This window comes from Ursidibacter arcticus (assembly GCF_009761375.1).
GTDB lineage: Bacteria > Pseudomonadota > Gammaproteobacteria > Enterobacterales > Pasteurellaceae > Ursidibacter > Ursidibacter arcticus.
This window is the reverse complement of record NZ_LEKM01000182.1, coordinates 1-13,636: the sequence shown is the minus strand read 5'-3', so window position 1 is coordinate 13,636 and position 13,636 is coordinate 1. Positions and strand designations below refer to the sequence as shown.

10 protein-coding genes are annotated in these 13,636 nt (G+C 38.0%); 3 read left to right on the top strand and 7 right to left on the bottom strand.

The genetic code is table 11. From position 1 onward, the window contains the following. Nucleotides 1-216: 216 nt before the first annotated feature. Nucleotides 217-1,200, bottom strand: coding sequence for a pyruvate formate lyase-activating protein (locus A1D25_RS11105; protein WP_240327135.1), 984 nt, complete (start codon nt 1,198-1,200; stop codon nt 217-219). A gap of 171 nt (nt 1,201-1,371) precedes the next feature. On the opposite strand from A1D25_RS11105, the gene A1D25_RS08240 reads away from it, so the two are divergent. After that, on the top strand, nt 1,372-1,584 hold the full coding sequence (locus A1D25_RS08240) for an HP1242/YdcH family protein (protein WP_157395209.1): 213 nt from the start codon (nt 1,372-1,374) through the stop codon (nt 1,582-1,584). A gap of 61 nt (nt 1,585-1,645) precedes the next feature. Here A1D25_RS08240 and glgP read toward each other — a convergent pair whose 3' ends face one another. The 4 genes from glgP to ccmE form a co-directional block, all read right to left on the bottom strand. Next, nucleotides 1,646-4,048, bottom strand: a complete 2,403-nt coding sequence (gene glgP / locus A1D25_RS08235; protein ID WP_157395208.1) for a glycogen/starch/alpha-glucan family phosphorylase — start codon at nt 4,046-4,048, stop codon at nt 1,646-1,648. A gap of 403 nt (nt 4,049-4,451) precedes the next feature. Further along, nucleotides 4,452-4,622: a DUF5363 domain-containing protein gene (locus A1D25_RS10930; RefSeq protein ID WP_162853278.1), complete on the bottom strand. Its 171-nt coding sequence runs from the start codon at nt 4,620-4,622 to the stop codon at nt 4,452-4,454. A 9-nt stretch (nt 4,623-4,631) separates the two neighbouring features. Beyond that, the gene (locus A1D25_RS08230; protein ID WP_157395207.1) at nt 4,632-6,575 is read right to left on the bottom strand and encodes a heme lyase CcmF/NrfE family subunit; all 1,944 of its coding nucleotides are present in this window, start codon (nt 6,573-6,575) and stop codon (nt 4,632-4,634) included. Continuing rightward, complete coding sequence (gene ccmE, locus A1D25_RS08225; protein ID WP_157395206.1) at nt 6,572-7,090, bottom strand: cytochrome c maturation protein CcmE; 519 nt, start codon at nt 7,088-7,090, stop codon at nt 6,572-6,574. The genes A1D25_RS08230 and ccmE overlap by 4 nt, the downstream gene beginning before the upstream one ends. A 235-nt stretch (nt 7,091-7,325) precedes the next feature. Here ccmE and A1D25_RS08220 point away from each other — a divergent pair, with 235 nt between their 5' ends. Next, the gene (locus A1D25_RS08220; RefSeq protein WP_157395205.1) at nt 7,326-8,393 is read left to right on the top strand and encodes a PhoH family protein; all 1,068 of its coding nucleotides are present in this window, start codon (nt 7,326-7,328) and stop codon (nt 8,391-8,393) included. Nucleotides 8,394-8,651: 258 nt separating this feature from the next. On the opposite strand, the gene malT is transcribed toward A1D25_RS08220, so the two are convergent. Next, nucleotides 8,652-11,366, bottom strand: coding sequence for an HTH-type transcriptional regulator MalT (malT, locus tag A1D25_RS08215; protein WP_157395204.1), 2,715 nt, complete (start codon nt 11,364-11,366; stop codon nt 8,652-8,654). A gap of 196 nt (nt 11,367-11,562) precedes the next feature. Between malT and A1D25_RS08210 the strand changes: the two genes are divergently transcribed. Further along, nucleotides 11,563-12,669, top strand: coding sequence for an ABC transporter substrate-binding protein (locus A1D25_RS08210; RefSeq protein ID WP_157395203.1), 1,107 nt, complete (start codon nt 11,563-11,565; stop codon nt 12,667-12,669). A gap of 27 nt (nt 12,670-12,696) precedes the next feature. Here the strand turns inward: A1D25_RS08210 and A1D25_RS08205 are convergent, their stop codons facing one another. Continuing rightward, on the bottom strand, nt 12,697-13,551 hold the full coding sequence (locus tag A1D25_RS08205; protein WP_157395202.1) for an ATP-grasp domain-containing protein: 855 nt from the start codon (nt 13,549-13,551) through the stop codon (nt 12,697-12,699). Between the last annotated feature and the right edge of the window lie 85 nt (nt 13,552-13,636).

Sequence of the window (13,636 nt, the reverse complement as noted above, 5' to 3'; positions counted from 1 at the left end):
ATAAAACTGCAGATTGATGACAAACTCTAATTTGTTGTATCCAATTAACGGACGCCAGCGTGGCGTCCCTACATAACAAAATAAAATCTGTTATTTTTCAATTAGTTATAACTTTCCTTGTAGGGACGCCACGCTGGCGTCCGAATGAAAAAAGACTTTGTCAATAATCTGAAATGCCGACAGTAATTTGTCGGCATTTTTAGTATAACACCCACATTAACAATGCAGTTTAGTGAGCATATTTTTTTGAATTGGGCTTGAGTCCATTGGTGGCGAAATATAGATTTCATCATCTTTTAGCTGAAGTTCAGACTCTGATTTTTTGTCTACTTCTGGTTCCTTCTGCTTGTTCCTCTCTTGTTCTTCTACACCTCGTTCTTCAGATTTCGATGAGTTTTGCTCTTGAGATTTATTATCTAATTTCTCGAAATCTTCAGCTTTGTTTTCTAATACTGCAATAGTATCAGTAGTGGGTGCTGGCTCAGAATTTTCCTTTTTTTCATCTATATTTTGTACTTCAGTTGTAGCATTCTCAACTTGAGAGGTAGTTTGTGCTGAGTTATCCTTAATATCATCTTTCTTATCAGTAGTTCCATCTTGATTGTCTTTCGGTGCATCATTTGACCCAGCAACTATTTGGCTTTGTTGCTCTTGTTCTAATAGTACATCGGGAATTGGTGATACTGGATTAAGAACTTCATTTTTATTTGTATCTGTCTGTTTTACGTTTTGTGATAATAACATTTTCCCAATTTCTACTCGTGGATCTAGCCACACTGCCACTACTGCATTATTAAAATCTTGGTTAAACTCTTCTGCAATGACTGTGTCATTTAAAATAAAATAGCCTTTATTTTCTAACGCAATATAGCTTAATGTATCACCCACTTTAATATCTGGAAATATTTTACGTAAGCGATCAACTACATTATCTTGATTAGGTAACGTAATACCTAAATTTGACCAAGAACGAGCAAGGGAAATGGCAAAATCACGCCCATCAACGGGCTTATTATATTTTAAAGTCAGCATAATAGGGCGAGTCTTCGACGCATACTGCCCTGTTTCCGAAAACAATGAGATGTTATATATTTTAAAAGGTCCCCACACATAATCTGCATCTTTAATTTTGATCCACTGTGCCGATGCGGTGGCGGAAAGTAACACAAAAAAACTTACACAAAAGTTGATACTACGCATTTGATTGTCTTTCTTTTACCTATAAAAATTTTGTCTATTATAACGTTAAATATGCAGAAAACGCATAAGAATATTTTGTGATCTACTTCAAATTTTTAAGATTAAATTACTGAATAAAAATAGGAAAGTGCTACTATCCTAAAGACACATTCATTCATCAAGGAGTCTATTATGTTCCCAGAATTCCGTGATTTAATCACCAAACTAAAAACTGAAGACGCTCACTTTGCTCGCCTTTTTGATAAACATAATGAATTAGATCAGAAGATTAAAAATATGGAAGCTAACATTGAGCTAGCAACGCATACAGAAATTGAAGTGCTTAAGAAAGAAAAACTACATATTAAAGATGAGCTTTATACGCTTCTAAAAAAACATAGCTAGTTTATCATTACTTAATATTGAGAATAGGGCGTTTAAAACGCCCTATTATTTTTTGCAAAGATTAGTCTTTGTGCCAAATGCGTGTTTGATAATCACGAATTGAACGATCAGAACTGAACGTGCCTAAACGAGCGGTATTTAGAATAGTTGCTTCTACCCAAGCGGTCTGATTTTGGTAACGTTTTGCAATTTCTTGTTGAGCTTGACGATAGCTTGCAAAATCAGCTAATACGCAGAAATAATCGTGATGAAGCATATCGTTCACTAAGGCTTCAAAACGCTCTGTTTCGCCATCAGAGAAAGTACCATCTGCAAGTGCATCAATCGCTTTACGCAAGGTTTCATCTTGCTCGTAATAACGTTTAGAGACATATCCTTCTGTGCGTAATTGGCGAATAGAATCAACGGTATGACCGAAAATAACCACATTTTCTTCCCCTGCGTATTCTGCAATTTCTACATTAGCACCGTCTAACGTCCCCAACGTAATTGCACCGTTTAGCGCCAATTTCATATTTCCTGTCCCCGATGCTTCTTTACCTGCAAGGGAAATTTGCTCGGAAACATCTGCGGCTGGGATAATTTTTTCTGCCAAGCTCACTCGGTAATCAGGTAAGAAAGCAACTTGTAGTTTACCCTGCATATCAGGATCACTATTGACAACTTTAGCAACACCGTTTATCGCTTGGATAATCTGTTTTGCCATAAAATAGCCAGGTGCAGCTTTTCCTGCAAAAATAAAGACTCTCGGTACACATTCCTGAGTAGGATTTGCCTTTAACTCTTGATAAGTCGCAATAATATTGAGTAAGTTTAAATGCTGACGTTTATATTCGTGGAAACGTTTAATTTGAACATCAAATATCGCATTTTCATTCACTTTTAAGCCGATAGTTTCTTGAATAACTTGAGCCAGCACCTGTTTATTTTGTTGCTTAATTTGGCGATAAGCGGTCTGGAATTGCGGATCTTTTGCAAGTGGCTCAATTTGGCGTAGTAATTCAAGATCTTTTGTCCAATCCCCTTGAATATGTTGATCTAATAACTGACTTAACGCAGGATTAGATTGACGAATCCAACGGCGAGGGGTAATACCATTTGTTACATTATGAAAACGCCCTTTAAATAAACGAGCATAGGCAGGGAAAAGATCGCTTACTACCAAATCTGAGTGAATTTGTGCTACACCATTTACAGCAAAAGAGCCAACAACACATAAATTTGCCATTCTGACTTTATTATTCATTAAAACGGCGGTTTCTTGCCACGCTTGGCTAAATTCATCTTCGCTAAATTCGGCTTTAACCTGTTGATAAAGCTCGTTATTGATACGATCAATGATAATTAAATGGCGTGGTAGCATTTTAGCCAATAAAGGCTGATCCCACTGCTCAAGTGCTTCAGGCAATAATGTGTGGTTGGTATAAGCAAAGGTTTTTGAACAGATCGCCCACGCATCTTCCCAATGAAGTTGATGTTGATCGAGTAATACACGCATTAACTCAGGAATCGCAATAGCTGGGTGAGTATCATTAAGTTGAATGACTTCAAATTCAGGGAGCTGTTGTAAGCTACGACCTTTCGCTAAATGTTCTCGTAAAATATCAGCGATTGAGCAAGCACAATGGAAATATTGTTGCATTAAACGAAGTTCTTTACCTTCTTGGTGGTTATCGTTCGGGTAGAGAACTTTAGTTAATTTGGACGCATCGACCACTTTACTTTCTGCCAGTAAATAGTCTCCATCATTAAATTGGGCTAAATCAAAAGCAGTTTCACTATATCCTTGCCATAAACGCAACGGCTGTTGTACACCTTTATAGCCAACAACAGGTAAATCAAATGCTTCACCGAAAATAGCCCACGCAGGCTGCCATTCATAGCGATCATCACCACAATGTAAAACGTCCCCAGCAAATCCAACCGTTTGCTGTAATTCAGGGCGATGATGTTGTTGTAAATAGAAATCTCGATTCCACCCATCACCTGTTTCTCGTTGTTCGCCCGTTGAACCAAAACCCTGTTTAAATAAACCATATTGATAATGTAAACCGTAGCCAACCGCAGGTTGAGCAAGACTCGCCATTGAATCTAAATAACAAGCGGCTAAACGCCCTAATCCACCATTGCCTAATGATGGATCGCGTTCTTGTTCTAGTACGTCCACCAAATTTTGACCATATTTGGCTAATAAGCTCTCAGCGTCTTGATAAACGCCCAAGCTCATTAAGTTATTACCCAGTAAGCGACCGATTAAAAATTCCATTGAGAGATAATTAACCTTGCGGGTATTTGTAAGCGGTGCGTTTTTAGGGAAATTTTGCAAAATAGCTTGTTGGCTAATTTGTGCAATAAATTGATACCACATCGTTGTGGAAAGATCTTTAGGCTGTAAAGAAAGGCGTTCACAATATTCGTGTAATGCTTGCTCTGCCATTGTTTGAAAGGAAGTTAAGTTCGTCATTTCAGATCTCCAAATAAAATTATTTTCACTATTATTCTTTACTCTCCATTGAGATAAATCATCCTTTTTACTGCTACTGGAGTATGAAATTAGAGTAGGAAAAAGCACATTATGCAGTATTTGTAAAACATAAAAAGATACTCTCGCCCGTTTACGGGAGAGAGACAGCTCAAAAATGCGTTCAGCAATTTTGAGCAGAGAGAGGGAAAACAAGCGGTAACTTTTTATTACTTTTTCACAAATTTACCACCCTTTGCCCTCTCCCTAATTTGTCGTTCTTAGCGAACGCCAAATTTTTCCCTCTCCCGCAAGCGGGCGAGGGGAATGTTTAACTGTAATACAGTACAGAAAAAAACCATAGCACCGTTGAATAATTGCGATGCTATGGTTTTATATTTTTTGCCTATTTATCTTCCTTTACATCTTTAGGCTTGGTCTTTTTTTCAGGTTCAGGGTCAAATTTGACAACAGGTACACAACCACGACAAGCCCCTGCATCAACGCCCAAATCTTTGCAAAGTTGGTTATATTTATCGAGTAATTTCCGAAAGAAACCTTTGTTTTCTGTTGTCATTTTCTGCTCCTAATTAGTTTTAACTTTTAAACGATAACGTCTATCCATCATACAGAGTAATCCGCCTAATGCCATAAACAGACCGCCAAGCCAAATCCAGCGGATAAAAGGTTTATAGTATAAGCGTAGCCCCCAAGAGCCATCTTCTAAACGCTCACCTAAAGCCGCATATAAATCTCGAGTAAAGCCCCAATCAATAGCGGCTTCAGTCATTCCCATTTTACTGACATTGTAGAAACGTTTTTCTGCGTGAAGTGTTGCTTCGTATTGACCATTTCGGGTAATTTCAATATCTGCTGTACCACCGATATAGTTTGCCCCATTACTATCACGAATGCCCTTGAAGGTAAAATTATAGTCTAAAATTTGGACAGTGTCGCCCACATTCATTCTCACATCTTTCTCAATACTGAAATTTTGGCTAAAGGCGATACCAAATACCGTCATTGCTACGCCTAAATGTGCCAATACCATTCCCCAATGTGAACGAGAAAGTTTGAAAATGCCAGTTAGAAATCTATTACGATGGGTTGCTCGTTGATGGAGCTCATATAAACTTAATAGCACAATAAATATCGACATCATTGTGCCAAGTACCGCACTCACTGTAATACGATTATCAAAAAGATAAGGCAATGCAAACCCTAAAATAGCCATTAACAGCAACGCAATCAGTACAGGAGTACGGATTGCAGAGATTTGATCTCTACGCCATTTTACTAATGGGCCTACACCCAATAAAAAGGCAAACGGCACCATTAAAATCATAAACATTTGGTCGAAAAATGGTGCACCAATCGAGATTGTACCTAAGCCAATTTGTTTATGAATAAGCGGTAAGATAGTGCCTAAAAATACCACCGATAAAAATGCCATTAACAATACGTTATTTAGCAACAAGATTGACTCACGAGAATAACGCTCGGAGTTATCTAGGCTTTTAATTTTACTTCCCTGATAGGCATAAAGTAGCAGTGAGCCACCGATCACAATAACTAGATATGCCAAAATATATAAGCCTCGAGTTGGATCCGATGCAAAAGCGTGTACTGAAACTAAAATGCCTGAACGTACAAGGAATGTGCCAAGTAAGCAGAGCGAGAAGGCAAGAATAGCCAGTAACACTGTCCACGCTTTAAAGGTACTGCGTTTTTCCGTTACCGCTAATGAGTGAATTAAGGCTGTGCCTGCAATCCAAGGCATTAAAGAGGCATTTTCGACAGGATCCCAGAACCACCAACCTCCCCAGCCTAATTCGTAATATGCCCACCAAGAGCCAAGCACAATACCGAGTGTCAAAAAGACCCAAGCAGCCATTGTCCAAGGGCGAGACCATCTCGCCCACGCGGTATCTAAACGCCCAGTCATTAAAGACGCAATAGCAAAGGCAAATGCCACAGAAAAACCAACATAGCCCATATAAAGTAATGGTGGGTGGAAAATTAAACCAACATCTTGCAACATTGGGTTGAGCTCTCGACCATCTGCAGGGAAATCAGGGAATGTACGATCAAACGGATTGGACGTAAAAAGAATAAAAATAAGAAAGCCAATACTGATTAAGCCCATAATACCAAGTACACGAGCAACTGCTTCATCTGGCATTTGGCGACTAAAAGTCGCAACAGCCACACTCCACAATGAAAGTAGCCAAATCCACAGTAATAATGAACCCTCGTGAGATCCCCAAACAGCAGATAAACGATATTCTAGTGGCAATAAACTATTTGAGTTATTTACCACATATTGCACACTAAAGTCGTTTACGGCAAATAGATAAAACAGTGAGCCAAAAGAAATACTCAGGGCTAAAAAAGTCGCCCACGTCATTGGGCGAGCTAAACTCATTAAGGTAATGTTGCCTTTCTCCGCACCCACAAGCGGTAAGATTGCTAATAAAATTGACAACGCTAAACTTAGTGCTAGGGCATAGTTGCCTAATTCTGCAATCATTTTCCACCTGCTTGGTTACGGTCTCGTTCAGATTCGCCTTTCAGATCGGCCTCTGAAATCCCCATTGGTTGATGTTGTTTTTTCATCTGATCGTTTAATTCTGGTGGCATATAATTTTCATCGTGTTTGGCTAACACTTCTGTTGCTTTCAATGTTGTGGGGTCAATCAATACCCCTTGTGCCACAATACCTTGCCCTTCTCGGAATAAATCAGGCAAAATACCTTCATATTCCACCTGAATGGCAGGTCCAATATCATTCAAGCCAAAAACAACTTTCAGGCTTTTATCATCACGTTTTACTGATCCTTCCACAACCATTCCACCAACACGAATACGTTGCCCCACTTCAGGTTTTGTTTTTGGATCATCATTTTTCCCATAAATAATTTCTGATGGGGTATAAAATAGATCAATATTTTTACTTAACGCATAGAGCATTAGCCCTGCTGCCACTGACACACCGATTAAAATAGACAACACGACTTTTAATCTTGATTTACGTCTTGGGTTCATACATCACTCCACATAATAAAAGTCTCCCAATTCAAGAGACCAAAAAACAGCTAAAGTGTATCAAAAAAGTCATAAGTTATCGCCAATTCTTCTTATAAATTTTGTCTAAATAACAACTATTTAACATTATTTTGATTATCTTCAAATTTTTGTATTCAGAACAACGGTTGCGGTAACAATGCAGACGTTGTACCATACAAAAAAACAGCAAATAACAATAACTAAAGGAAACATTTTGAACGAATTGATCTTTACCTTAGAACCCGAAGATAATGCTCGCTTACAATCACTCTGCGGTGCTTTTGATGAAAATCTCGCACTAATCGAAAAAAGTTTTAATCTTATTATTGCTCGCCACGCATTTACCTTTACCTTACAACCTCAAGAAGAAAATCACTACTCTCCGTCACTTTTACAAAATAGTGCCAAACTTATTCAGCAGCTCTATGCAGAAACCGCACCACTAAAAGGAAAAATTAAAGAGTTGGACTTAGAAGATGTACATATGGCAATTCAAGAAAGTCGAATGTTGTTGCAAGGTCAGTGGCAATCATCGGGTTATGAAATTGCGATTAAAACCAAAAGGGGAGTCATTAAACCTAGAGGCGAACACCAACAAGCCTATTTACGCAATATTTTAAACCACGATATTAGCTTTGGTATTGGGCCTGCAGGAACGGGGAAAACATTTTTGGCGGTTGCTGCGGCGGTAGAATCGTTGGAACGCCAAGAAATTCGCCGTATTCTGCTCACTCGCCCAGCGGTTGAAGCAGGTGAAAAACTTGGCTTTTTACCGGGCGATCTCGGACAAAAAATTGAGCCTTATTTACGCCCACTGTACGATGCCCTATTTGAAATGCTAGGCTTTGAACGTGCACAAAAACTAATGGAGCGAAATGTTATCGAAATCGCACCGCTTGCCTATATGCGTGGTCGAACGCTCAACGATGCTTTTATCATTTTAGATGAAAGCCAAAATACCACCATTGAACAGATGAAAATGTTTTTAACCCGTATCGGTTTTAATTCTAAAGCAGTGATCACAGGGGATGTAACTCAGGTGGATTTACCCCGTAGCCAAAAATCAGGCTTAAAGCACGCAATGGAAGTGCTTGGCAATGTTGAGGAGTTAAGTTTTAACTATTTTGATAGCCACGATATTGTTCGCCACCCTGTTGTCGCCAAAATTGTCCAAGCCTACGACAAATGGGAGGCGGAAGATGAAATTCGTAAAGAAGAAAAACGCCAAGCGAAGTTGGCGTTAGAGCAACAGAAAATTTTAGAACAGGCGGAGTTGCTGTAAATCCGATATTATGTAGTCATTGCACAAAATAAAAGATACTCTCTCCCGTTTACGGGAGAGAGACAGCTCAAAAATGCGTTCAGCAATTTTGAGCAGAGAGAGGGCAAACAAGCGGTAACTTTTTACCACTTTTTCACAAATTTACCATCCTTTGCCCTCTCCCTGATTTGCCGTTCTGAACGAACGTCAAATCTTCCCTCTCTCGCAAGCGGGCGAGGGGAGATTGTGTAACGGTTACATAATTCTGAAAACTCCGTCCTAATACCCCATCATTCGCAACAAACTACGGGTGTATTCAATCGCCTCACTACGATTACTCACGCCAATTTTTTGGTATAGATTACGAATGTGGGTTTTAATGGTTGTGATCGCAACCACTAATTCTTGGCAAATTTGCTCATTGCTATACCCTGAATAAATCAGCCCTAAAACTTGCCATTCCCGTTGAGTAAGCGGGCTGATCTTCAATAATTCTGGCACTTGTGGGTTTTCCAACAAGCTCTTCACAAAAGCTTCATCAAAATGAGCGGTTTTGTGGCGATTATGTTGATTGATACTGCGTAAAATAAATTGTGCTTTATGGGTAGAAAGCTCATCAAGAACATTAAGCTGTAATAATTGACGAATTTGTTGAGCAACTAAATCCCCTTCAATCACAAACGCACTAATAAAGTTAGTCTGTTGGCTCAAATTAAGTGCTTGAATAAGATCTCGTTGAGCTAAATCTGGCTTACCTTGCAAGTAATACAAACGGTTACGCAAAATTAAAGCACGTTGTCTATCACTCACTAAATTAAAAATCGCTGTTGTTTTTAACAAACTATTCAAAATTTTCAATGCTTGCTCATAATCTTCTCGTAATAAATAGCAACGAGCAATGTTACGCCATTGACGTTGAGTAAAGTGATTATGCTCTTGAGCAGGGAAATGTGCTTGAGCCAACCAACTTTCTAAATATTGATTATCACCTTTCATTTGCCAATAAATCAGCTGTACTTCATCAATGGTAGTAACCCAATCTTTATGGGGAGAACTTCGGGCAAGCAAGCTACGACAACGCTCGATTAAACGCTCTGCATTATTGAGATCACCTTTAGTTAAAGAGCTTTTAGCTAATAATGCCAAACATTGAACCTGTTCTTCTTCCTTCTCAAGTAACTCAATCCCAGCATTTGCCATCGCTTCTGTTTGATCTAAATGATGCCATTCCCACAAAATTTGCCCTTTTAAACGGAGCAAAAATTCATTCATCGGAATTTGATGAAAATCGTTGGTCTGTTGCGTGGTTTCTTTCAATAAATCATAAGCAGATTGCCAAAAACCTTGTGCAGACAGAATTTCAGACTGTTGTAATCTCGACCACAGCCAATGATGGTAAGCTCGTTGTTGAGTGGCTAATTTTTCTACTTGTTGCATTATCTGCAAACCATCTTTTAAATAACCACGACAATGTTGTGCCTCACCAATAACAGACTTCGCTACAATTTGTGCATAATTAAATTCTGATGGCAAATTATTTAAGGCTTGAGTTGCCAATAAATAGGCTTGTTCTTCATCACCATTATTGATAGCAACCTGAGCCCGCAACGCATCAAATCGTCCTTGAAAACTCTCTGTAAGCGGTGCTTTTGGCTGAAATTTTTGCAAAATACCCAATACGTCTTGATAACGATGCTGACTCTGTGCCAACCACGCTTTTAACAACACCAAATTCTCATCACGCCATAAAAATTCTGAAGGTAAATGGGTTAAACAATCTTCCAGTAATTTTAATTGCCCTTGATGAAACAGAGACCAACCATTTTCTTGTAAAATACGGTAAAGCGTTTCAGGGTTATCTAGCATTTGAGCGTGATATAAGGCTTCCGAGCCATAGCCCAATTTTAACCAAACCATTGATGCCGTTTGATGAAGTTGTTGCCACTCATTCGGTAATTCTAAACGGCAACTTTGGGCTAAATAAGTGGCTAATATCGGGTGAAATTTCCACCAAATTTCGCCATCATCTTGGATTAAACGCTGAATAAATAAGCCTTGTTTCTCCAAATCATCAAGTTTTTTAACACCGTTTTCATCTTCCGTCAGTGCTAACACCAATTTTTCATTCATTGAACGTAAAATGGCACAGCGTTGCATAAACTGTTTCACTTCAGGTTCAACATAATGAAAAACTTCTTCATTTAAATAATCGGCAATATGTAACTGGTTGAGTTTACTCAATAATTTTTCAGGAAAATGGATTAACTCACTATTTTGTTTAATCGCTAAAATCATCAACTGTAATGCGGTTGCCCAACCTTCCACACGTTCACACAGCGAAAAGACAATCTCATCACTTAAAGTTTCATTTAATTTTTGCTCAAAAAATTGACGAGTTTCATTAGGTGTAAATGCCAGTTGATGAACATCAATTTCCAATAATTTATCGTGAATACGCAAATTAGTAATACTCAGTGGTGGCGTAAGGCGAGAGAGCAGAATTAGACTCATTGTATTTGGTTGATGCTTTAACCAGAAACGCAAGGCATCGTGAATTTCACTATTTTCAATGAGATGATAGTCATCAATAATCAGATAAAAATGAGATTGTACTTGATCTAATTGTGCTAATAATTGACCAAAATAATCAATTAAACTGTTTTGATAGCCAATATCTTGCAACGAAATCCCCGTTGCTTTGGCTAATGCCGATGCAAAATAATGTGAGAATTGCTCCGCTTTGTTATCACTTTCATCTAGGGTAAACCACGCCAGCGGAATATTTTTGGCTAATAAACGATTTTTCCACTGAGAAAGTAATGTTGTTTTGCCATAGCCTGCAGGGGCAGTAATTAAGGTAAGCGGATAGGACTTTGCTTGGTCTAATAAACGTAACAACGCCACTCGTTCAACCCCTTGTGATTGAGATTGCAAAATCGGTGGCGATTGACTTGATATTAGTTTTGTTGGAATTAACTTAGTAACAATTTGCATCCTGTTCTCCTATCCATAAGCGGCAGGATTTTAGCAAAGTTTTGTATTTTAAGGGTAATAATTAGAGTTATCCATAAGTGCTCTTTTATTATTGTGAGCAGACGAACTCTGACCAGTGTTATTTTTATATTTTTTGATTTTAAAAATTATTTTTATTTGTAAAATATCAAGAGTAATCACTTATTCGGAGAAATTTATGAAAAACACTTACTTTCGCTCTTTATTAGCGACATCATTACTAGCTATTTCTAGCTTCACTTCAGCAGAAATAGTTACCATCAAGGATATACTTGATCGTGAGGTAAAAGTCGATGTTCCCGCCAAACGAGTTATCCTTTCATTCTATTACCCCGATTATATCGCGGTAACAGGTAGCGAGAATTTTAAAAATGTAGTAGGTATTTCTAGAGAATTTTGGGAAAAATTTAATCCTGGTAGTTGGTCTTTATTTGCTGAAAAAATTCCAAATCTAAAAGATATTGCCGATATTGGTAATATCAATACAGGCACGTTCTCTACTGAAAAAACTTTAGCACTCAAACCAGATGTTATTATTTTAGCTGATTGGCAATATCAAACTATTGCAAGTGAAATTCCACGTTTAGAACAAGCTGGCATTCCAGTAGTAGTTGTTGATTTTAATGCTCAATCTGTAGAGAAACATACAAAGAGTGCAAAAATTTTCGGTAAAATTGCAGGAACAGAAGAAAGAGCAGAAAATATTGCTAATGAATATCAGCTAGGTATTGAAGAAATACAGAAACGTGTTAAACAAGCTAATCTAGCAAAACCTAAAATTTATGTTGAATTTGGTAATAAAGGCCCCAAAGAACACAGCTTTACTTTTGGTAACAATATGTGGGGGGCAATAGCTAATACAGTTGGTGGAGATAACATTAGTGCACCATTTATTGAAAATTGGGGACCAATAAATCCTGAACAAGTTCTCGCTTCAAAACCAGATGTTATTATGATCTCAGGTACTGAGATGGAAAATAAAACTAATACTGAAATTATGTCAATGGGAATTGATATTGAAAATGAAGATGCTCAGAAACGCCTTAAAGGATTTACTCAACGTACAGGTTGGTCTGAGCTACCAGCAGTAAAAACAGGGCGAGTTTATGGAATTTATCATACGGCATCACGCTCTTTAATTGATCTAGCGAGTGCTCAGTTTATGGCAAAGTCACTATATCCCACCCTCTTCGCAGACATTGAGCCTCAAAAAACCTATGATGATTTTTATAGAAAATATTTGCCTGTTACACCAAAAGGGACATTCTTTATTCAACTAAAATAATTACACCAGTAGCAACTATTTTGTCTATTAAATCAAATGGTTGCTACTTATTTTTCCAGCTATCTCTGACAAAATTTCCGCAAAGGTTTCCGTAGCATTTTCCGTTGTATGTAAATAAAGAGCTGGCTCAATTAACTCTAATTCATTTAATAGCAACTCACTGTTGATAATGGTTCCATCAACTCTTGCATATACTGGAATTTCAGGTAGAACATCTAAGACTTGACGAGCTTGTTGTATAATTTTATCTGAAGTAGAAATTGGGATAATAGATACACCATAAGCCGAATTTGCTCTAAAGTCCCCTTGTTTTGGCTGTCTTTTAACTGAGTGGCTGAAGTTTCCATTAAAAAAAATGAGGCTTATTTCACCATTGCTTGCAACTTCTGCAATATAAGGCTGCAAAATAATGCCCGATGAATAGAGAGATAAATCAGGTAAAGGATCATTTGGGTTATATTTCAAAACGAATTGTCCACTTTGCCCAATAGCTGGTTTAATCACAACCTCTTGCCATTGTTGCTGTTTAATCGTGGGTAAAATATCGTTGGGATCGATTAGATACTTAGTGGGAATAACGTTAATCCCTTTCTGTTGTAAATCAATCAGATAGCTTTTGTGCATATTCCATAACATCAATTCGGGTGAATTAATAAAATGACTACCTTGTTGATAGCTTTGATTGATCCAATCTCTAAACTCATTTGGATATATTGAATAATCCCACGCACAAAGCGGTAAGATAATCCGCTTTTTTTGCACATCTTGCCAAGGTTGGAAAAGACAGGGAATAGCTTTCCGATTTAATACGTTCGCCAGTGGTAATAAGTTATCTGGCGGAATGGGATAAGTTTTACAGGTGGTAATAACGAATTTATTCATTGTTTCGTGAAAGAAAGATCCCCTTTTACAAAGAGGATCAGATTATTGACAAAGTCTTTTTTCATTCGGACGCCAGCGTGGCGTC